This is a genomic window from Pararhodonellum marinum (assembly GCF_015354735.1).
Lineage (GTDB): Bacteria > Bacteroidota > Bacteroidia > Cytophagales > Cyclobacteriaceae > Pararhodonellum > Pararhodonellum marinum.
Map to the genome: position 1 here is coordinate 698,726 of NZ_JACEFJ010000002.1, position 20,384 is coordinate 719,109.

The 20,384-nt window shown below is 40.7% G+C and carries 21 protein-coding genes; 15 read left to right on the top strand and 6 right to left on the bottom strand.

All coding sequences use genetic code 11. The features are described 5' to 3' along the window. The first annotated feature begins 64 nt into the window (after nucleotides 1–64). The 4 genes from H1A14_RS06805 (at nucleotide 65) to H1A14_RS06820 (ending at nucleotide 3,292) form a co-directional block, all read left to right on the top strand. Nucleotides 65–676 (top strand): cytochrome c oxidase subunit 3, encoded by a 612-nt coding sequence (locus H1A14_RS06805; RefSeq protein WP_194775456.1) that lies wholly within the window; start codon nucleotides 65–67, stop codon nucleotides 674–676. 95 nt (nucleotides 677–771) lie between these two features. Next, entirely contained in the window at nucleotides 772–1,749 is a 978-nt protein-coding gene (gene hflK, locus H1A14_RS06810; RefSeq protein ID WP_194775457.1) for an FtsH protease activity modulator HflK, read from the top strand. Then, nucleotides 1,746–2,684: a protease modulator HflC gene (gene hflC, locus H1A14_RS06815; protein WP_194775458.1), complete on the top strand. Its 939-nt coding sequence runs from the start codon at nucleotides 1,746–1,748 to the stop codon at nucleotides 2,682–2,684. The genes hflK and hflC overlap by 4 nt, the downstream gene beginning before the upstream one ends. Nucleotides 2,685–2,824: 140 nt before the next feature. Next, on the top strand, nucleotides 2,825–3,292 hold the full coding sequence (locus tag H1A14_RS06820) for an SRPBCC family protein (protein WP_194775459.1): 468 nt from the start codon (nucleotides 2,825–2,827) through the stop codon (nucleotides 3,290–3,292). Here H1A14_RS06820 and H1A14_RS06825 read toward each other — a convergent pair. Next, complete coding sequence (locus tag H1A14_RS06825; protein ID WP_194775460.1) at nucleotides 3,289–3,759, bottom strand: Fur family transcriptional regulator; 471 nt, start codon at nucleotides 3,757–3,759, stop codon at nucleotides 3,289–3,291. The genes H1A14_RS06820 and H1A14_RS06825 overlap by 4 nt on opposite strands. A 232-nt stretch (nucleotides 3,760–3,991) precedes the next feature. Here H1A14_RS06825 and H1A14_RS06830 point away from each other — a divergent pair, with 232 nt between their 5' ends. From H1A14_RS06830 to H1A14_RS06855, 6 genes are all read left to right on the top strand, one after another. After that, nucleotides 3,992–5,263 (top strand): aspartyl protease family protein, encoded by a 1,272-nt coding sequence (locus H1A14_RS06830; RefSeq protein WP_194775461.1) that lies wholly within the window; start codon nucleotides 3,992–3,994, stop codon nucleotides 5,261–5,263. A 404-nt stretch (nucleotides 5,264–5,667) separates the two neighbouring features. Beyond that, nucleotides 5,668–8,790, top strand: a complete 3,123-nt coding sequence (locus H1A14_RS06835; protein ID WP_194775462.1) for a PAS domain S-box protein — start codon at nucleotides 5,668–5,670, stop codon at nucleotides 8,788–8,790. A gap of 91 nt (nucleotides 8,791–8,881) precedes the next feature. Continuing rightward, on the top strand, nucleotides 8,882–9,472 hold the full coding sequence (locus H1A14_RS06840) for a LemA family protein (protein ID WP_194775463.1): 591 nt from the start codon (nucleotides 8,882–8,884) through the stop codon (nucleotides 9,470–9,472). A gap of 109 nt (nucleotides 9,473–9,581) precedes the next feature. Continuing rightward, the gene (locus H1A14_RS06845; protein WP_194775464.1) at nucleotides 9,582–10,016 is read left to right on the top strand and encodes a TPM domain-containing protein; all 435 of its coding nucleotides are present in this window, start codon (nucleotides 9,582–9,584) and stop codon (nucleotides 10,014–10,016) included. Beyond that, entirely contained in the window at nucleotides 9,997–10,851 is an 855-nt protein-coding gene (locus H1A14_RS06850; RefSeq protein ID WP_194775465.1) for a TPM domain-containing protein, read from the top strand. The genes H1A14_RS06845 and H1A14_RS06850 overlap by 20 nt, the downstream gene beginning before the upstream one ends. Nucleotides 10,852–10,874: 23 nt before the next feature. Then, entirely contained in the window at nucleotides 10,875–11,339 is a 465-nt protein-coding gene (locus tag H1A14_RS06855) for a TspO/MBR family protein (RefSeq protein ID WP_194775466.1), read from the top strand. 58 nt (nucleotides 11,340–11,397) lie between these two features. Here H1A14_RS06855 and H1A14_RS06860 read toward each other — a convergent pair whose 3' ends face one another. Further along, the gene (locus H1A14_RS06860; protein WP_194775467.1) at nucleotides 11,398–12,144 is read right to left on the bottom strand and encodes a hypothetical protein; all 747 of its coding nucleotides are present in this window, start codon (nucleotides 12,142–12,144) and stop codon (nucleotides 11,398–11,400) included. 61 nt (nucleotides 12,145–12,205) lie between these two features. Here H1A14_RS06860 and H1A14_RS06865 point away from each other — a divergent pair, with 61 nt between their 5' ends. Beyond that, on the top strand, nucleotides 12,206–12,532 hold the full coding sequence (locus H1A14_RS06865) for a Rieske (2Fe-2S) protein (protein ID WP_194775468.1): 327 nt from the start codon (nucleotides 12,206–12,208) through the stop codon (nucleotides 12,530–12,532). Here H1A14_RS06865 and H1A14_RS06870 read toward each other — a convergent pair. Further along, entirely contained in the window at nucleotides 12,529–12,864 is a 336-nt protein-coding gene (locus H1A14_RS06870; protein WP_194775469.1) for a tRNA-binding protein, read from the bottom strand. The genes H1A14_RS06865 and H1A14_RS06870 overlap by 4 nt on opposite strands. A gap of 78 nt (nucleotides 12,865–12,942) precedes the next feature. On the opposite strand from H1A14_RS06870, the gene H1A14_RS06875 reads away from it, so the two are divergent. Then, nucleotides 12,943–13,326, top strand: a complete 384-nt coding sequence (locus H1A14_RS06875) for a hypothetical protein (RefSeq protein WP_194775470.1) — start codon at nucleotides 12,943–12,945, stop codon at nucleotides 13,324–13,326. A 9-nt stretch (nucleotides 13,327–13,335) separates the two neighbouring features. Here H1A14_RS06875 and H1A14_RS06880 read toward each other — a convergent pair whose 3' ends face one another. Further along, a complete protein-coding gene (locus tag H1A14_RS06880) occupies nucleotides 13,336–14,064 on the bottom strand; it encodes a 1-(5-phosphoribosyl)-5-[(5-phosphoribosylamino)methylideneamino]imidazole-4-carboxamide isomerase (protein ID WP_194775471.1) in 729 nt (242 codons plus the stop codon). 294 nt (nucleotides 14,065–14,358) lie between these two features. Further along, nucleotides 14,359–17,178: an excinuclease ABC subunit UvrA gene (uvrA, locus tag H1A14_RS06885; protein WP_194775472.1), complete on the bottom strand. Its 2,820-nt coding sequence runs from the start codon at nucleotides 17,176–17,178 to the stop codon at nucleotides 14,359–14,361. A gap of 406 nt (nucleotides 17,179–17,584) precedes the next feature. On the opposite strand from uvrA, the gene H1A14_RS06890 reads away from it, so the two are divergent. Together H1A14_RS06890 and H1A14_RS06895 are read left to right on the top strand one after the other, a co-directional pair. Further along, nucleotides 17,585–18,187, top strand: coding sequence for an RNA polymerase sigma factor (locus H1A14_RS06890; protein WP_194775473.1), 603 nt, complete (start codon nucleotides 17,585–17,587; stop codon nucleotides 18,185–18,187). Further along, entirely contained in the window at nucleotides 18,162–18,398 is a 237-nt protein-coding gene (locus H1A14_RS06895) for a hypothetical protein (protein ID WP_194775474.1), read from the top strand. The genes H1A14_RS06890 and H1A14_RS06895 overlap by 26 nt, the downstream gene beginning before the upstream one ends. Before the next feature lie 210 nt (nucleotides 18,399–18,608). On the opposite strand, the gene H1A14_RS06900 is transcribed toward H1A14_RS06895, so the two are convergent. Further along, nucleotides 18,609–19,475 carry an alpha/beta hydrolase gene (locus tag H1A14_RS06900; RefSeq protein ID WP_194775475.1) on the bottom strand — a complete coding sequence of 289 codons (867 nt, stop codon included), beginning with the start codon at nucleotides 19,473–19,475 and terminating at the stop codon, nucleotides 18,609–18,611. 221 nt (nucleotides 19,476–19,696) lie between these two features. Between H1A14_RS06900 and nth the strand changes: the two genes are divergently transcribed. After that, nucleotides 19,697–20,383: an endonuclease III gene (nth, locus tag H1A14_RS06905; RefSeq protein WP_194775476.1), complete on the top strand. Its 687-nt coding sequence runs from the start codon at nucleotides 19,697–19,699 to the stop codon at nucleotides 20,381–20,383. The last annotated feature ends 1 nt before the right edge of the window (nucleotide 20,384 follow it).

A 20,384-nucleotide genomic window follows, 5' to 3' on the forward strand; every position in this document is an offset into this window, starting at 1 on the left:
TTAAGTGTTAAATCCTGAACCTTCATGGCTTTAAAATGTTTCTAATAATCCAATGAATTGAATAATGGCCCCACAGACAAAACTCACCTGGTTTCAGAAAATTGAAAACATGCACCCCTATCAGACTTTGGTTTATCTGGGGATGTTCGGAAGTGGGTTGATTTTTCTATTTATGATGCTTGCATTTTTTGTTTCCAGGCCTGACGCAGGCATTTTGAATCATTACAGCATTCCAGACGCCTTTATCGCCAGTACCTTTACCATCATCCTAAGTGGTTTTTATGTCTCCCGGTTGATCCCACATTATCAAGGTGACAACACAGAAGGTTTGAAAAATGCGCTTTGGACTACTTTTCTATTGGGAATTGTTTTTACAGCACTTCAGTTTTTGGGCTGGAAAGAGTTGCAGGAAATGGGCGTGGACTTCAAAGGATATCCGGCTGGAAGTTTCATCTATGTATTGAGTGGCATTCATATTTTTCACCTATTGGGGGCCATGATTTTTGCCCTGTTTCTTTTGACGGATTTAAAAAAAACGGAGGGGGATGAAATCAAACACCTCTATTTATTGGTGAATCCTTACGAAAAAATGCGGCTGAAGCTATTTGCCACTTATTGGTATTACATGGATGCCATATGGGGGATCTTGTTTTTGATCTTTCTATTGGCTCTTTAATGTTTCCGTGGTTTTCCTTTTGGAATTAAGTATCCATTTAACCAAGGTAATGCCTTATCTTTAGGCTTATCATTTAATCAAAACCCGCAAATAATATGTCACAACAAGCTTATGAGATCAATATCAATCCTGACTGGTTTAGAAAATACCTGGGTAGGATCGTGATAGGAGCACTCATATTGATCGGCCTTCTCACCTCCGTCAAAACGGTAGGTCCGGAAGAAGAGGGCGTCGTTGTCCAGCTTGGCCAGTACAGTCGTACTGTTCAGCCTGGTCTTAATTTTATTTTACCTTTCTGGGTAGAAAACATGCATAAAATACCTGTTCAGAGACAGCTCAAACAAGAATTTGGGTTTAGAACCGCTCAGCCAGGGCAGCGCTCTGAATATACCAAAACAGGGTATTATGATGAATCGACCATGCTGACCGGAGACCTCAATCTTACTGATGTAGAATGGGTAGTCCAATACCGAATCAGTGATTCTTATAAATACTTGTTTAAGGTTAGAAATGCGGATAAAACACTCAGAGACATGTCCGAAGCTGCCATGCGGAAAATCGTTGGAGACAGGACAGTCAATGAGGTGCTTACCGTAGGCAGGCAGGAGGTGGCTACAAGCGTAGAGGTGCTGCTCCAAAGGCTATGTGATGAATATGAAAATGGCATCAGAATCGATCAGGTGGTGCTCCAGGATGTCAACCCACCCGAACCAGTCAAACCTTCTTTCAATGCTGTCAACCAGGCACAGCAGGAAAGGGAAACGCTGATCAATCAAGCCGAGGCCGACTACAACAGGGTCATTCCACGTGCAAGAGGTGAGGCAGAGGAAACCATTCAGCTGGCAGAAGCCTTTGCCCTCAACCGGGTCAACAGGGCCCAAGGTGAAGCCACCAGGTTCAATGCGCTTTTTGAAGAATATGTAAAAGCCCCTGAAGTCACCAAACAAAGGATTTATTTGGAAACAATGGAAAAAATCCTCCCCAACCTGGGCAATAAGATCATAGTGGATGAAAAAGGGAACAACGTGCTTCCTCTTTTGAATATCGATAAGAAAACCGGAATACAGCCATGAATAGAAAAGCCATTACATTAATCATCATAGCTGCGGTAGCCATGCTGCTGCTGAGCAACAGCATCTATGTGTTGGATGAAACCAAGCAGGCCATAGTCACCCAATTTGGTAAGCCAGTGGGTGAACCGAGGACCCAACCCGGGTTGAATTACAAAGTGCCATTTTTGCACAAAGTACAGTTTTTCGAAAAACGCTATCTGGAATGGGACGGTGACAGAAACCAAGTGCCCACCAAAGACAAAAAGTTTATTTTTGTAGATACCTATGCCCGTTGGGAAATTACCAACCCCCTCCAGTTTTTCATCAGATTGCGTGACGAAAGGTCTGCCCAATCCAGGCTTGATGATATCTTGGATGGAGAAACCAGAAATGCCATTGCGAGCAATGACCTGTTGGATTTGGTGCGGTCTACCAACCGGGACCCTGAAATCACCGAGGATTTTATGGAAGAAATTGAAGTCTTGGAAGACATTTCAGTAGGACGCGCGGCCATTGAAAAAATCGTGCTTGAAAAAGCCAATGAGCGTACTTCTGACTTGGGGGTGAGGGTTTTGGATTTCAGATTCAAACGAATGAACTATGTGGATGAGGTCCGCGATAGGGTCTATGACAGGATGATCAGTGAGAGAAACAGGATTGCAGATCAGTTCAGATCAGAAGGTCAAGGCGAAGCCTTAAAGATCCAAGGTAACAAGGAAAAAGATTTGGCCTTGATACAATCTGAGGCTTTCAGAGATGCGGAAGAAATCAGGGGTCTCGCTGATGCAGAGGCCACAAGCATCTATGCTTCTGCTTACAACAGAAACCGACAAGCCGTGGATCTCTACAAGTTTCTAAGGTCCATGGAAAGCTTTGAAAAATCTATGGATGAAAACACAAGCCTGATTTTAACCACGGACAGTGAGTTTTTCAGGTATCTTAAGAAGCTTAATTAAAAATTAAGTCAAATAAAAGCCTCCTCCGGATTTACCTAAATCCGGAGGAGGCTTTATTAAAAGTGGCTATTGGATTGAATTTTGAACCAAAACTTATTCTCAGAGTTTCAATAGTAGAGAACCAAGAGCAAACTTTAGTCATGAAAATAAAAATAGAAACCAAAGTAGACCAACCTTATCTCCAGGTGAAGGAAGGGTTTGACAAGGATCTCTTCAATAAGTTAAGTCCTCCTTTTCCCCCGGTTAAATTGTTGCGTTTTGACGGTTCTAGCAAAGGGGACATCGTAAGTCTGGAGCTGAACTTTATTTTTTTCAAACAGGTTTGGACCAGTGAAATCACCTATGATCGAACAGATGAAAATGAGTTCGTCTTTGTAGATGAGGGGATTAAGCTTCCTTTTTTCCTCAAAAGTTGGAAGCACAGACATCGATTGATCAATTTAGGATTAGGAACGGTCATCAGGGATGAAATCGAGTACAAAGCTCCTTTTAAACTACTTACCATTTTGCTTTACCCTGCCTTGTTTCTTCAGTTTTGGTACAGAAAGCCGATTTACAAAAAATACTTTTCTTTAAATCAGCATGCAAAGATTGAGAAATTGGGTTAGCCCAGCTTCAGGTTGACGCAATCATCAATTTGGCAATCCCCATAAAGCACCAAAGAGTGGCTGCTTATGGCGGATTGAAACTCAATGCCCATGGCCACTTTGATGGCGTTGATTCGCTCATCAGAAAATTCCCTGATTTTCCTGCATTGGTTGCAAACATGGTGGTCATGGTGTTTGTAGGTAAGGGCTTGTTCGTATAAGGCTACTTTGTCTTTGAACTGATGCTTGACAGCCAGGCCACAGGCTACTAAAAGGTCTAAGGTATTGTAAATGGTAGCCCTGCTGATGGTATATCCCTTGTTGCGCATCAGCAAAAACAATCCCTCTACATCAATGTGTTCGTCTTGTGGAAGTGCATATAACTCATCGATCACAGAATTCCTTTCAGGCGTTTTCCTGCTGCCTTGTCGGATAAGGAAGTTTTCAAAAATCTTTTTTGCTTTTTCTACCACTGGTTTTTCTGCCATGCTTGTGTATTCTGAAGATTAAAGATGCCATAAAATTTTAGATTTTTCAAATTGGAAAGCCAAGACGGCCATCAATGTGAACAATTTGCTTTGATTCTAAATAAAGGGGGCTTGAAGGGGAATAATTGGCATAAAATCTATGTTATATTAGGATAGATTCAATACATAAAACAATTGAGGGCTGAATTTAATTCTTTATATTAACACAAGAAAGAGGAACCCAAATCAAACCATGAACCCCAAATATATAGCCTTATATATCTTAATCTTTTTTATGTGCAGCCTAGGTGTAGAAGCACAAATTCCTGGATTTAATATCAAAAAAGACCGAAGATCAGTCACTATACCCTTTTTCGACTACAACAATCTGATCATCGTGCCAGTCTCGATCAATGGCGAAATGTCAGTCAATTTCATCCTTGATACCGGAGTCAGGTCCAATATCCTGTTCAGCAAAACTCTCGGCGATGAAATCGGCCTTCAGTATACGCGGAAACTCAATCTCATGGGTGCCGATGGTCAAACTGTGCTCACAGCATCAGTTTCCCCCAACAACACTTTGGATGTAGGGCCTGTGGTGGGAGAAATGCAACCCATGCTGGTTTTGGACGAGGATTTTATGGAACTGGAAATGGTCATCGGCATTCCCATCATGGGGGTCATCGGCTATGAGTTTTTCAAGTTTAATCCCGTAAAAATTGATTATGATTTAAAGACCCTAACATTCTACCGGTCCTCTGCCATGAAATGGAGGCCGTTGGGTTATCGCAAAACTGATTTGGTGATAGAAAACAGCAAGCCTTACCTAAGGGCCTCTTTGGATCAGATTCAAGGCCCGGACCTAAACCTAAAGCTGCTTATTGACACCGGGGCCAATCATGGCCTGTTGCTGAACAGGGAAACCACAGATGATATCAAATTACCACCTAAAGTAATGGAAAGTGAGTTGGGGAGATCCTTGGGAGGTGACCTTTTTGGATTTATCGGAAGGGTCAATAAAGTAAAAATAGGTGGGATTAAATTCAAAGAGGTCATAACCTCCTATCCCGAGATCACCGAGTTTTCTTTTATCATCCAGGAAAGTGGGAGACAAGGAAGCATAGGAACAGATTTGATCAGTAGAACCAAGGTAATTCTGGATTACCAAAGAAACAGAATGCTCTTTAAAAAAGGACAGGATTTTGGGCGTCCCTTTGAGTTTGACATGAGTGGGGTAAGCATCAGGATGCTGCCTACGGACGAAAAGAGATTCTACTTATCGGAGGTGAGAGATGGATCGCCAGCGTATGAAAATGGGCTGAGGACATTTGATGAAATATTGGCAGTCAATAAAATCCCCATTGATTTTTGGGAACTTTCAGAGGTCAACAAAATTTTAAGATCCCGAGAAGGAAGGGTAATCCGCCTGGATGTGATCAGGAGAAAGGAAGAATCTGAAGCGGGCGAAACAGTGGTTGTTGAGCAGATTATTGAGGCTACTTTTGAGCTAAAAAGGCAGATTTGATCAAAACCGGCGCAAAAATTAGGCTTTTTCGGTTTTTTCAGCGGCTTAGATCCAAAATTTGGCTAAAATCATTTTTTTTACGAAACTATTGGGTAAAAATTCTAAACATTTTTCAATCATTTAGTTTATTTAAAAGTACAATTTGTTGTAATTTAGGATTATCCATCAATTTTTTTTTACTATATTGTTAAGAAGCCAAAGTTATGGTTAAACATTTTAACACTTACTTTAATAACTTATTACTTACTTTAAACAGACTTAGCGATCAGAGGTATGAATTGCTGTACGTTTCCTCTGACATTCGCAAGTTTTTAGGTAAGTCGGAAAAATTTTATAAGGAATCCTTTTTCGAAAAAATATTACCCACAGTTACCCGGCCGCTTTATGAATCACTCTTTTATCTTATGGGAGAAGGGGAAAAAGTGGGCGCTCCCCTTGTCATAGATCGCCATATTTTTCAAATGGTCCAAATCGAAGGATATACCATAGCCCAGGATGATCAAAACTACCTGGTCAATATCCTTATTTCCTCTGTTTCCAAAGAAGAAGAATCCAAACTTTGTTGGCTATACCACATCCGTAAAGGGCTGATATTTAATAGCTCAGATAACCATATCAAGGAAAACTTCAAACATGTTTCTCAGCTCAAACAATACCTGATAGAACGCTTTAAATTCCTTGAAGAAGAACAATTGGATGATTTTTTAAAAGACAGCGAAGTCAAGGAGTTTCCTTTATTTGAAAAGTATTTGGTGCTGAGAAAGGAGATCATCAACAATGGATATGTACTGTTGGCAATGACTTATGTGTCCCAGCCTGAAATTTTTTCCGGTGACAGGGAGGTATTGATTAAGGAACAATCAGGGGCCATGTTTTACGAGCATGAATTAGGCAGTAACCTGATGCATTGGTCAGGTGCAATCCAACAGGTACTTGGCTATAAAGCCGCGGATTGGAAGGTGTCCACATTAGAAGACTGGAAGGCCTTGATTCATCCTTTGGATTTGGACCAATTTTTACTGGGTGGAGGCAAGGACATTTCAGAAAGGTTGACCTTTGATACCACCTATAGGTTAAGGCACAAAAGCGGACATTACATCTATGTCCAGGACATGGCCAGAATATATCAACAACCAGACATGATTTTACCCTTGGTCATGGGAACCATCAAAGATGTTTCCAGGATAAAGGCAGTTGAGGAAGATTTATATGAAAATCAATCCAAATTACAGGAATTGACGAAAGTAGTTCCCGGTATGGTGTATATGTTGAAAAAATTACCGGACCAGACCGAGCAGTTCTTATTTGTAAGCGATGGTTCGAAAAGTCTTTTTGAACTCAATCCCAACGAGCTGATTGAACATTCAGATCTCATTCTGAAAATGATGCTCAAAGAAGATGTTTCACATTACCTGAGTGCCAGTAAGCTTGCCACCGAAAAAAATGAAAAATTTGAAAACTATTTTAGGGTAAAAACTCCGTCTGGTGAGATCAAATGGATCTATGGAGCCTCTAACCGGCTCAACCAATACAAGCGTGATTCGATCTGGACCGGTTTTTTTGTAGACGTTTCCTATACCAAAGAAAAAGAAGAAGAAGCGCAGGAGCATTTTTTGAAATACAAGAGCATCTTTGACAATAATCCTCAAAGCATCGTTCATTTCAACAGGGAAGGTATTGTATTGGATGTGAATGCCACATTTTTGAAGAAAATTGGCATTCCTGATGAAAACCTTATTTTGGGAAATAATTTTCTTGAGCTTTTGGGGGATCATCCGGTTATGGAGGCTGTGCAGAAATGCTTTGCGACTGGATTCGGGTTTTATGAAGGACCGTATACCACTTTTTTCAGTAAAAAAAGTTTTTTTGTCAGGGTAACCTTTTCGGCGATGAATGATAATTCAACCTTCCAAGCCATAGCTGAAGACATTACTGAGGAGTATTTTGTGCAAAGTCTGCTGAATAAAATTTCAGAAAAATCCGCCAAATTCCATGACCAGGATTTCTTCAATGAGTTGGTAAAGCTCCTATCCAAAAACATGCAAATACCCATGTGTTTCATTGGGCGCTTTGACGCACACAAGAAAACCATCAAAACCATTTCCTTTGTTTCCAATGGGGAATTGGTGCCCGAGGTGGAATTTCCGGTAAGGGACTCTCCCTTTGAAATGCTGCTGCATGAGTCACAGTTCAACGTACAGAATATCCCATACAATGCCTGGAGGTTATTCCCAAAACCGGACTTTTTGCATGATTCAGAAATTGAGTCCGTCGTTTCTGTGACTTTCAGGGATAGGAGAGGAAAAAAAATCGGTCTTCTGGCCTTGATGAACAAAAAAACCATGCCATTGGAAACTAGCCTTACGCCACTGATGCGCATCATTGGGGATCGTGTAGGTGCGGAATTGCAAAGGATGATTTTTGAGCAGGATTTGGTCAATTCTGAGCAGTTGTTTCGAAGTATTGCGGAAAATTTCCCTAATGGGACTGTGGATGTTTTGGATAAGAATCTCCGCTACATCTATACAGATGGAAGGGAATATGCCAAGCTGAAGATTGATGGTCAAAAGTTTATAGGCACAAAGCACTTGGATAAATATTCGGCTGAGGTGACAAAAGTGGCAAAATCTCAGCTTCGAAAACTGCTTAAAGGGGAATCAGTACAGTATGAGATTGAGTTTATGGGGTACAATTACCTCAACAGTGGGGTTCCTTTGTTAAACCAAAAAGGGGAAATTGAAAGGTTTCTGATAGTGACCCAAAACATCACCGATACCAAGAAAGCAGGAGTGGAACGGGAAAAGCTGATAGCTGACCTCAAACATCAAAACGAGGAAATGCAACGGTTTACTTATATCGTCTCCCATAATCTTCGGGCCCCCATTGTCAACATCACTTCGCTAATAGATTTGTATAACTACCAATATCCTGCCGATCATGAAAATGAGGAGGTGATGGAAAACCTTAGGATATCTACTACTCTGCTCAATGAAACCTTGCAGGACCTGATAGAAGTGGTTTCTGTGAAAAAGGAGAAGATACCCAAGGTGGAACGATTGGAGTTTCGAACCATACTTTCTAACATAGAAATCAGTCTTAAGAAACAAATCAATGATGCCAGGGTAACCATCATCAAAGATTTCGAATCCGCCCCCTATATCAACTACATTCATGCCCATTTGGATAATTTTTTCCTTAACTTCATGACCAACGCCATCAAGTACAAACATCCTGAACGGGATCCTGTAATCCACATCAGGACTTCAAGGAAAAGAGGCTTTACGGTTATAGAGTTTCAAGACAACGGCATTGGCATCGATATGGAGAAATTTGGAGGGCGGCTTTTTGGCCTTTACCAGCGATTTCATTCGCATGTGGAGGGCAAAGGCTTGGGTCTCTATCTCGTAAACGAGCAGATCCGCAGTAATGGGGGAAGGATGGAAGTGGTCAGTGAGGTTGATAAAGGGACTAAATTTGTGGTTTATCTCAAGCAGATGAAAGTTACCATACCCTCAAAAGTGCACTAAGGCACATTTTCACAATTAATTCTTAAAATATAAAATGGCATAAAATTAGATTTTGCATTCATTTTGCTATTTTTAAATAAAAAACATATCCATGAAAAAAGCACTTATTCCTATCATCATCATTGCAATAGTAGGGATTTTCATCTACACCAAAGCAGTAGGGGTGTACAATTCATTTGTTCAAACGGAAGAGACCATCAATGGACAGTGGGCTGAGGTAGAAACCCAATACCAGAGAAGGGCGGATTTGATTCCTAATTTGGTGAGCACAGTGAGGGGTTATGCTGATTTCGAGAGGGAAACCTTAGAAGGTGTGATCAATGCCAGGGCTAAAGCAACCTCTGTCAATGTAGATGCGAATAACCTGACACCGGAAAACCTGGCGCAATACCAGGAAGCCCAAGATCAGTTGAGTGGTGCACTAAGTCGGCTTTTGGTTACTGTAGAGCGCTATCCTGATCTGAAGGCCAACCAGAACTTTCTCGAATTACAGGCACAACTCGAAGGGACCGAAAACAGGATTGCTGTAGCTAGAAGAAATTTCAACCAATCGGTACAAGCCTTCAATTCCAATCTAAGGACTTTCCCAAACAATCTTTTTGCTGGTTGGTATGGTTTTGAGGCCAAGGGGTACTTTGAATCTGCTCCGGGAGCAGAAACTGCTCCACAAGTACAGTTTTGATATCCCAAGTGATCTCAACTTTTCATTAGAAAAGGGAATCAATTGGCTAAAAATTGGGTTTTCTCATTTCGGTGAAACCATGTGTACTGCTATTGAAAACGACTAATTAATGGCCATAGGATTATTTTCCAAAGAAGAAAGAAATAGGATCGTGGAAGCCATTAAAGTGGCTGAGTTGAAAACTTCCGGAGAAATCCAGGTACATCTAGAACGTCACTGCAAAGGGGATGTACTTGATCGTGCCGCTGAAGTTTTTGAAATGCTGAAAATGCACCAAACAAAAAAAAGGAATGGTGTATTGTTTTATCTGGCAGTGGAAGACCACAAACTGGCTATTTTAGGGGATATAGGAATCAATCAGACAGTGCCTGACGATTTTTGGGAAAACATCAAAAACACCATGATCAAACATTTTAAAGAAGGGGAATATACCAAAGGGCTCACTACGGGAATCAAATTGGCCGGTGAGCAACTTAGCCAGCATTTTCCCTTTGAAGACGTGGACAATATCAATGAATTACCGGATGAGATATCCTTTGGATGAGATGATCAAATACAAAAATCTCTTGTTTTTTGTCCTCCTGGGAATTCTTTTTACCCTTGTTTTGCCGGTTAGAGCGCAAAGTGACTTTCCCAATCCTCCCTCTCCGCCGAAACTGGTCAATGATTTTACAAAGACTTTAAGTGCTTCTCAAATCAACCAATTGGAAACCAAATTGATGGCCTACAATGATAGTACTTCTACTCAGATCTCTATTGTATTGATTAAATCTGTGGGAATGTATGACATAAGTGACTATGCTTTTCAGCTTGGAGATAAATGGGGGATAGGTAGAAATGACAAAGACAATGGTGTATTGATCTTGGCCGCCATGGATGACAGAGAGGTTTTTTTGGCAACCGGATATGGCATGGAAGGTGCTGTGCCGGACGCACTAGCAAAAAGAATCGTAAGTAATCTGATCGTACCGGCTTTCAAAATGGAGGATTACTATGGGGGTCTGGATAAAGCCACAGATATGATCATCAAATTGGCCTCAGGGGAATATCAGGCGGAGGAAGAAATGGCGTCTGAGGGATATGGGGGGTTGATTTTTCTGTTTTTGTTCATTGTATTTTTCTTTGTGATCATTCCGATGCTGAGCAAGAAGTCTGGCAATGATAACCACATGGGAGGCAAAGGGGCAGAAGTGGATTGGCTCACCACCGTTTTATTGGGTCGAATGCTACAGGGTGGAAAAGGCGGGAAGTATAAGGATTTTTCCTCGGGTAGGGGCTCCTTTGGGGGAGGCTTCGGCGGAGGATTTGGCGGGGGTGGTGGTTTCGGCGGCTTCGGAGGTGGAAGTTTCGGAGGTGGTGGAGCTGGTGGCAGCTGGTAAGGTTTATAAATTAAAACAATATTTTGCCTAAAATTTTAAAGTTAGTAATCTCTTTTGTTATACCTCAACTGGTTGCAGTTTTGGGAGCTTTGGCGACGTTTTCTTCCGTGGAGACATGGTATCCTTCCTTGAACAAGCCATTTTTCACTCCACCTTCTTGGCTATTCGGTCCTGTTTGGACCATCCTTTATCTTGCTATGGGATTGGCTGTATGGTTGATTTGGAATTCCAATCATCCTTTAAAAAAATCTGCATTGATTGCCTTCTGGATCCAACTTGCGTTGAATGCCCTTTGGTCTCCTGCTTTTTTTGGATTGCAGTCTCCAATTTTGGGCTTGGTGATTATCATACCACTGTGGATTGCCATATTGATATGCATCCGGTTATTTTATCCAATAAAGCGATGGGCGGCATTCATCATGATCCCCTATCTGCTATGGATATCTTTTGCTTTGGCTTTGAATGCCGCTATTTGGTTTTTGAATTGATTATATTAAAGCAGTTCAAACAACAGGCCTTCAGTGATTTTCACCTTTTAAAATATACTTACTGAGGTTTACTGTATGCTTCCTGATACTTAGACCAAACTTCGTAAATGGGATCACCTTTGGAACTTAATCCACTATGGTGCCATTTTCCTTCTTTTACTTCAAAGTCAAACTCAAGACTGTCACCTACTCGGTCATTGTCTCTTGAAAAAAATTCAATCTGTTCAGTATACTTGCCGTTTTCAGCGGTGTAAGAACCACCACCGGTTCCACTAAATTCCTTGGTTTCTGAATTGAAGGCAATCCATTGAAAACGACCACCACTGAGGATTTTGACCGTTCTTCTGGCACCCGGCGTCATGCTGCTGATTTCATCGCCTCTTTTTCTACCGGTAATCACCCAATTGCCTGTAAGCTCATCTTTTTGATCTGATACCTGCTCCCAAATTTCCACTTTGGTTTGTCCTGAGGTTTCAAGGGACAAAACCATTTTTCCTTCTACCATATCCAGGTTATAAGTGTAGGATTGTCCTACTTTGTCTTTAGAAGAAGCATTGAAGTCATAGGTTTCAGTGTATTGGGTTCCTTCCAGGGCATACTCACCTCCTCCTGCATTGAGGAATTCATTTTTAGAAGCTGTTTTTGCACCAAAAGCAAAATAGCCATCTTGATAGGTTTTGATCACCTCCCGGTCTCCAACAGCCTGTCCATCCTGATGGGTAAGTTTCCATGCGCCGGATAAATCCTGGGCGTGTAGACAAATAGAAATTAAGAAAGCCAATGTGGAGAAGATTGCTTGTTTCATTATATTATGGAATGATTGGTAATTGTTTACAACTAAGTTACAAAATGCAAAGGGGAAAAAAATGAAAAAATACATGATTGGTAAATCCCAAGAGGAAGTTGAATCTCTTCTCCCCAATAGGAAACCTATACTAAGCCGATTGGGAGAGAAAAAGATTTGTCTTCTCAGGATAGAGGGTCAATATTTTGCATTTGAGCCTTTTTGCCCGCATAGAGGGGCTGAACTGTCGTCGGGTTGGCCCAATGCTGAGAAGGAAATAGTCTGTCCGTTGCACAATTACCGCTTTGATCTGCAGACGGGACAGGCCAAAATGGGTGGTTGTGATGACCTGAAAGTATACCGAACAGAAATTGGAGACGAGGGATTGTTAATTGAGATAGGTCCCTAAAACAACAAACTGCCATTTGGTACTTTGTTATCTGCAGTGGATAAAATCACGTGACCTTTTTCGTCTTTGAAACCAGTGATCAATACTTCAGAAATAAAATTCGCAATTTGTTTAGGTGCAAAATTACAAACGCAAATCACCTGTTTTCCCTTGAGATCTTCTATGTCATAGTTTTCAGTGATTTGAGCAGAGGAATTTTTTATCCCAATTTCTCCTAAATCTACCTGTAGCTTAAAAGCTGGTTTTCTGGCTTTCTCAAAAGTTTCGGCATGGATGATGGTGCCGATTCTTAACTCAAGTTTTTGAAAATCAGAGAAGTCTATCGTTTGCATTGGAGTGATTATTTTAATACTTTTGAAACAAAGCTGACTCAATTCCGTTAATTAAAAGTCAACCTAACACTTATAATCATGGATACTTTTATGAAATTTGTAGGAAACTCTGCCAAAGCAATCATTTTTACGTTTTTTTGTGGGGTTTTTATAAGTTTCAGTGCCTATTCTCAAGATGAAAAAGATAAAAATTTCCCAGAGGTTGACAAAGAAGAAGGTGTAATTTCTTCCTATGAAAATCCTGGAGAACCATTGTTGGAGTATTCCGTTGCACCATCCAAAAATTCAAAAGAATCCGTCAATGTCAAGGTAGATAATGCTCCAAAGAAAGAAAATCAAATTTACCGTCAAGGGAATGACAAAGAAATAGTGAAAAAGGAAAACGTATCCACCTTATCTTTTAATTTATTCATTTACATCATGGATAAATTTAAAGAAGATCAGAAGCAAGGTGTAGAGTAGAAATTTTATTTAGGCAAATTCTTTTAACTCTTCTAATTTAATTTTCCCTTCATAAAAGGCTTTCCCGAATACGACTCCCCTAACACCTATTTCTTTCAATTTTTTGAAGTCATCGGTATTTCTCACTCCGCCACTTGCAATTAGATTAAGGCTGGGAAATCTTTCCAGCACTTCTTTGTACAGTTCCAGATTCGGTCCTTCCATAACACCGTCTCTGGATACATCAGAACATTTCAGATATTTCAGCCCTCGATCATAAAAGTATTCAATGTGTTCGAAGAGATCTATATCCGTTTTTTTAAGCCATCCTTTTATTTTTATCTTATGGTCTGCAGGATTGGTATCGGCAGCAAGATTAATCTTTTCTCTACCATAGGAGACCATCCATTGGGTAAATTTTTCTGGAGATTTGGCAGCCACTGATGCTGCAGTAATGGTTTTGGCACCATGTTCAAAACATTTGATCACATCACCGTCTGTAGTCACTCCGCCAGTAAAGTCCACCGATAAGTTGGTGTATCCCGAGATGGTTTCTAAGATATGGTAGTTTTTGGGTTCTCCTCTTCTGGCTCCATCGAGGTCTACAAGATGGAGTCTTTTGATCCCATTATCTTCAAAAGCTTGGGCAATGGCCAGGGGATTGTGAGAGATCACTTCTTCAGTCGAAAAATCTCCTCTTTTTAACCGGACACATTTCCCGTTAATAATCCATATAGATGGTATTATTTCAAATGTCATTTCTGTAAAATTACATGCATGGATGAAAGGTGAATATCAGATAAGAAGCGAAAAGCAAAATAAAATCGGATTTATGCTCTCCTTCCATTGGGAATCCCATCTCTGACATTTAAAGATAATACATGAAAGTTTGATTTAATAATCCTCTCAAAAATTGTTTGAACTTTTCGTGGATTCGGCTAACCAAATAAATGGCCTAAACGGTCTTTAATGCCCTTTTTTAGACAATACATGTGTTGTTTCGATCTTGATAGTTAGGAGGTTAGGTTAAATTATAATAAAATCTACAAAAAATCAGCTCATCATAGATTCACGTAAGTATTTGGCCGTATGGTTGTCTGGAATGGTTTTCAAGTCTTCCGGCGTGCCCTCAAAAGTAATTTGTCCACCATTTTCTCCTCCTTCCGGGCCTAAATCGATTACCCAGTCAGCAGATTTGATCACCTCGGTATTGTGCTCGATAATGATGACCGAATGGCCTTGCTCAATGAGCGCATTGATCGAATACAGGAGTTTTTTAATGTCGTGAAAATGGAGTCCTGTGGTTGGTTCGTCAAATATAAAGAGAATATGGTCCTGTCCTTTGTTGTTGTTTTTCCCCAAAAAGGAGGCCAACTTGACCCTTTGGGCTTCTCCCCCGCTGAGTGTGTTGGAAGATTGGCCCATGCCAATGTAACCCAATCCTACTTCCTGCAAGGGCATCAGTTTATGGGTGATGGCAGATTTGTTTTTGAAGAATTCCAAAGCTTCGTCAATGGTCATATCTAGGATATCTGAAATGTCTTTGTCTTGGTATTTTACATCCAAGATCTCATTTTTAAACCTTTTTCCTTTACAGGATTCACAGGTAAGGAAAATGTCAGCCATAAACTGCATCTCAATTTTCTGGGTTCCCTCGCCTTGACAGGCCTCGCATCTTCCTCCATCTACGTTGAAGCTGAAAAAAGCTGGTTTGTAACCTCTTTGTTTGGAAAGAGGAAGTTCCGAATATAGGCTTCTGATGGCATCATAGGCTTTCACATAGGTGACTGGATTGGATCGGCTTGACTTCCCGATGGGGTTTTGATCCACAAATTCCACCTGGGTGATCGACTTGTAATCCCCTTCTAGTCGGTCATATTTGCCAGTTTCATCTATGATGTTACCATACACTTTGCCTAAGGCTGGATACAGCACCTTTTTGATCAAAGTTGATTTACCGGAACCGCTCACCCCTGTCACAACGGTAAGGGTATGCAGAGGGATCTTCACTTGAAGGTTTTTGAGGTTGTTTTCCCGCGCCCCCTTGATCAGGATGCTGTCTTTCCACTTCCTGTTTCGTTTCTTCAGGTTGATATGCTCCTCTCCCTTTAAGTATTGTGCTGTGTAAGAATTCCCGGCTATCAAGAGTTCTTCAAGGCTTCCCTGGAAAACCAATTCACCACCATGCACACCGGCTTCTGGCCCGATGTCCAGAATTTGATCTGCAGCTTTCATGATTTTTTCCTCATGTTCTACCACTATCACTGTATTTCCCAAATCCCGTAAAGCATTCAACACCACGATAAGTCGATCTGTATCTCTTGGATGAAGTCCAATACTTGGTTCATCCAATATATACATAGATCCCACCAAGGCACTTCCCAGTGAGGTGGCCAGTTTGATGCGCTGATATTCCCCGCCTGAGAGAGAAGAAGTAAGGCGATTGAGGGTCAGATAACCCAAGCCTACCTTTTCCATATACTCCAGCCTATTGATGATTTCCTTGAGCAAGCGGTTGGCAATTTTTTGCTCCTCGGGGGTTAGGTTGATGTGCTGAAAAAAAGAAAGGGCCTTATCCAATGGCATTAACACCACATCGGTAATGGATTTCCCGTCTACTTTTACATAATTGGCGTCTTTTCTTAATCGGGTGCCTTTACAATCAGGACAGGTTGTTCTTCCCCTAAATCTGGACAACATGACCCGATATTGGATTTTATGGGTTTTACTTTGAAGGTGGGCAAAAAATTCATTCAAACCTTTAAAATACTCATTGCCATCCCATAAAAGTGATTGGTGCGCCTCATCCAAATCCTCATAAGGTCTATGGATAGGAAAATCGAAACGAATGCCGTTTTTTAATAGTGGTTCCAGCCATTTACGGGTAGTTTCCCCACGCCAGGGAGCGATGGCCCCTTCGTAAATTGACATGGATTTGTCTGGTATCACCAAATCGGGATCTATTCCCAATACAGATCCGAAACCCTCACAGGTTTTGCAGGCACCGTAAGGATTATTGAAGGTAAAGAAATTTACACTGGGCAATTCAAAACTAATCCCGTCTAGCTCAAATCTATCTGAAAAGGTTTTTTCTGCCTTATCTGGGACAATGATGTGACAGTCCCCATGACCTTCAAAGAAAGCAGTCTGAACGGAGTCTGATATTCGGAATAGATTGTCCTCATCTTCCATCCTGACAACAGCCCGATCGATCAGGATGTCCATATTTCCATCTGGTACTTCCCCATTAGCCAAAAGGTCTTCTACAAAGTAAGCCTCGCCATTGATCATGATCCTGGAAAACCCTTTTCCCAGCAAAACTTCAAGTTCTTGGGTGATGTTCCGATGGTCTGCTACCTGTAGCGGACAGCTGATCATTACTTTCTCTCCTTCTTCAAATCCATGAATGTAATCCACCACATCCGTTACAGTGTGGTGTTTCACTTCTTCGCCACTTATGGGGGAGAAAGTACGACCTATCCTGCTGAAAAAAAGCTTTAAATAATCATAAATTTCGGTCGTGGTTCCTACTGTTGATCTAGGGTTTTTGGAGGTCACTTTTTGTTGAATGGCAATGGCTGGCGAAATGCCTTTGATGTATTCCACATCAGGTTTTTCCATCCTGCCCAAGAATTGTCTGGCGTATGAACTCAAGCTTTCTACATACATCCTTTGTCCTTCTGCAAAGAGGGTGTCAAAAGCCAATGAAGATTTTCCAGATCCGGAAAGACCTGTTACAACAATTAATTTATTCCTTGGAATGGCTACACTCAGGTTTTTTAAGTTATTGACCTTCGCATTTTTAATGATAATGAATTGTTTAGGATCTAGATCTTCCCAATTTTTTACCTTCGATTCTTGGATTTCATTCATGACGCGCAAAGTTATCAAGAGAACAGCGTATATGGTAATTTGTTGACAATAAAGTATAACAGTATGGAATGTGATTTAGGTTCTTTTGTCATAAAAATCCAATATATGAGATAACATAATTTGATATATTACGTTTTTTTAAAGTGAGTTAATTTTTTTTGGCACTTGATTTGTTTTATTTTTTTCACAATAAATACTTAAAACAGTATTTTATTCTATATTTTTTGAATTTTCAAAATACGTTTTTCGTTTAATTTGTTTTTTCAAGGAAGGAATAGGAAAAAAATTTTTGGATTGATTGCTTGATATGCTGGATTTTGATACATTTGAATATACAGATATGTTTCATTCTAAAATATTTCACAATATGGCATAAACCTCTACGTTATTTAAAAGTCAATTATTTATGAGTAAGAGGGTAGGACCTAAGGACAGTGAACTGATCAATCAGTATAGAAACGGAAGTGAAGTTGCCTTTGAAGCGCTGGTTGATAAGTACAAATCCAAAGTGTATACGACAATTTATATGATTGTCAAAGATAGAGGCGTTGCCGAAGACCTGTTACAAGATGTTTTCGTGAAAGTAGTACATACTTTAAATGCTGACGGTTATAATGAAGAGGGTAAGTTTCAGCCTTGGTTGATGCGAATCGCCCATAACTTGGCCATTGATCATTTCAGGAAAATGAAGCGCTATCCCACCATTGTCATGGAGGATGGGGGCAACATTTTCAACACGTTGAAATTTTCTGAGGAAACCATAGAAGACCAAAGGGTCAAAGAAGAGACCCATGACTTGGTCAAGCAATTGATAGAAGGATTGCCTGAATCCCAAAAAGAGGTCCTTATTATGAGGCATTATATGGATTTGAGTTTTCAGGAAATTGCTGAACAAACAGGGGTGAGTATCAATACCGCTCTGGGACGCATGAGGTATGCGTTGATCAACATGAGGAAAAAACTGAAACAAATAAATGTAGCCTATGACAAAATCTTTTACCCAAAATGACCTGATAAGGTATATTTATCAGGAAATGAATGATGGGGAGAGTGATAATTTAGTGCAGGCCTTGCGAGAGAACAGTTCTCTGATGCAAGATTATCTTGATATGCTGAGCACAATTGAACACATCAATCAAATCATCCTCCATCCATCTGAAAAAGTAGTAAGAGCCATCAAAAAGAGGTTTAAATCTACCGGATTACAAAGCGTTTCATAACCTTACAATAAGGTTCACCCGAAGATCAGGTTTGCATAACAGGATCTTCGGTTTTTTTTTGGCCAGTCTATTCATAAGGCACTATAGTGTGGGTAAATATTTAAAGAAAAATCAGCCTTTTTGGTAGGGTTTTACAATCTCCCTTGAAGGATGATGAAAAAGTAAAGTGAACCTAAGCGTGCCATCTTCTCTTGGATGCTCAATCTCGAGCTATGGCACATTGGACTGAATAAATTGGATCACTGTGTCTAAAGATTCTATCAGGACCTCCTCATCAAATCCATGGCCTTGCCCCTCAATAATGTAGGCCTCATGCATCACTTGTTCTTGGATCAGCTTTTCTTGTAAGCTGATACTTTGAGAGACCGGAACTACGAGGTCTTCACTTCCATGCAACAAAAGTGTAGGAGGGCTGTCTGAACCCACAAAATGAAATGGGCTGGAACGCTGATACAAATCAGGAACCTGATCGGGTGTACCTCCCAATATAGTGGCCAATCCCAGTGCAGTAAAGGAATTATAAGTAAAGAGTGCTTCCAAGTTGCTGGGAGGGAAGTAGGCAATTGCTCCTTTTATTCGTTTGGCTTGGTTATGTTTGTAAGCTTGCAACAGCGCCAAATGCCCTCCCGAACTGGCACCTGCCAGAACCATATCACCTGATATATTCCATTCATCACTTTTGGAAAGTACAAAATCCACCGCTTCCCTGATATCGTTTTCTTGGGTGGGAAAACGATTGGCATTGGTATTGAAATCAAAAAGACGGTAATTGAACGCGATCATGGCATAGTCTGGCAATTGGAGTTTTAGCCAATCCCTTTGTGCTTCAAATTCCCGCTTGTCTCCGTTAATCCAGCCCCCGCTGTGGATCCAGATCAGTATTTTGGTGGATTGCCTATTTCTATTGGCTGGGAGCAAAACATCCATCACCTGTCTCTCGTCTTCCCCATAAGCTACATCCTCCCAAAAAACTTCCCTGTTGGGATCTAAAGGAATCTGTTCGTCTGAACTACAAGAAGCGCCAATAAAAATTAGAAAAAATGCATAAAGGAGGCATCTACTTGATCTAATAAGCATAAAGTTTAATTTTGTCTTAAATATAAGTTTGGATAGCAAAGGAGCAAATAAAATACCATCTTCCGGGAAAAATTTATCAAGAAGTGATTAAAACTGATTAATTCAATCAATTTTTGCCTGACTACGTTATCATTAAAGCAGTAGCCAAAACCATCATTTTTGGCCTTGGCAAGTAGCATGATAATCATCATTAAGGTCCTCAGCGAAGAAATACATTACCTATGTTGAAAAAAGATAGATACCGAGCTTTCATAGAACACTTTGAAACCCACATGCCCGTCGCAGAGACTGAACTGCAATATGAGGATCCCTTTCAGTTGCTGGTAGCAGTAGTCCTTTCAGCCCAATGTACCGATAAGCGGATCAATATGGTTACTCCAGCCCTTTTCCGTGATTTTCCTACTGCGGCCCACTTGGCCACGGCTGACTTTGATGAGCTATTTCCATATATTAAATCAGTTTCCTATCCCAACAACAAAACCAAACACCTGTTAGGGTTGGGCAAAATGCTGATGAATGAATTTAACGGAGAAGTGCCCTCAACCGTGGAGGAGCTAACCAAATTACCAGGGGTTGGCAGGAAAACAGCCAACGTGATCACCTCAGTGGTTTGGAATCAACCCAACATGGCAGTAGATACCCATGTATTTAGGGTTTCAAAAAGGCTCGGATTGGTGGCAATGAACGCTAAAACGCCATTGGAGGTGGAAAAGCAATTGATCAAACACATTCCCAAACAACACATCCATAAAGCGCATCACTGGCTCATTCTCCATGGCAGATATGTATGCCTTGCCAGAAAACCCAAATGCCCAGAATGTTCCATCACCCATTTTTGCAGGTTCTTCGAAAAAAACAGACTAAATATTTTGGAGGAATTTGTGGGAACTGAGGCAGGAAGAAAGTAAG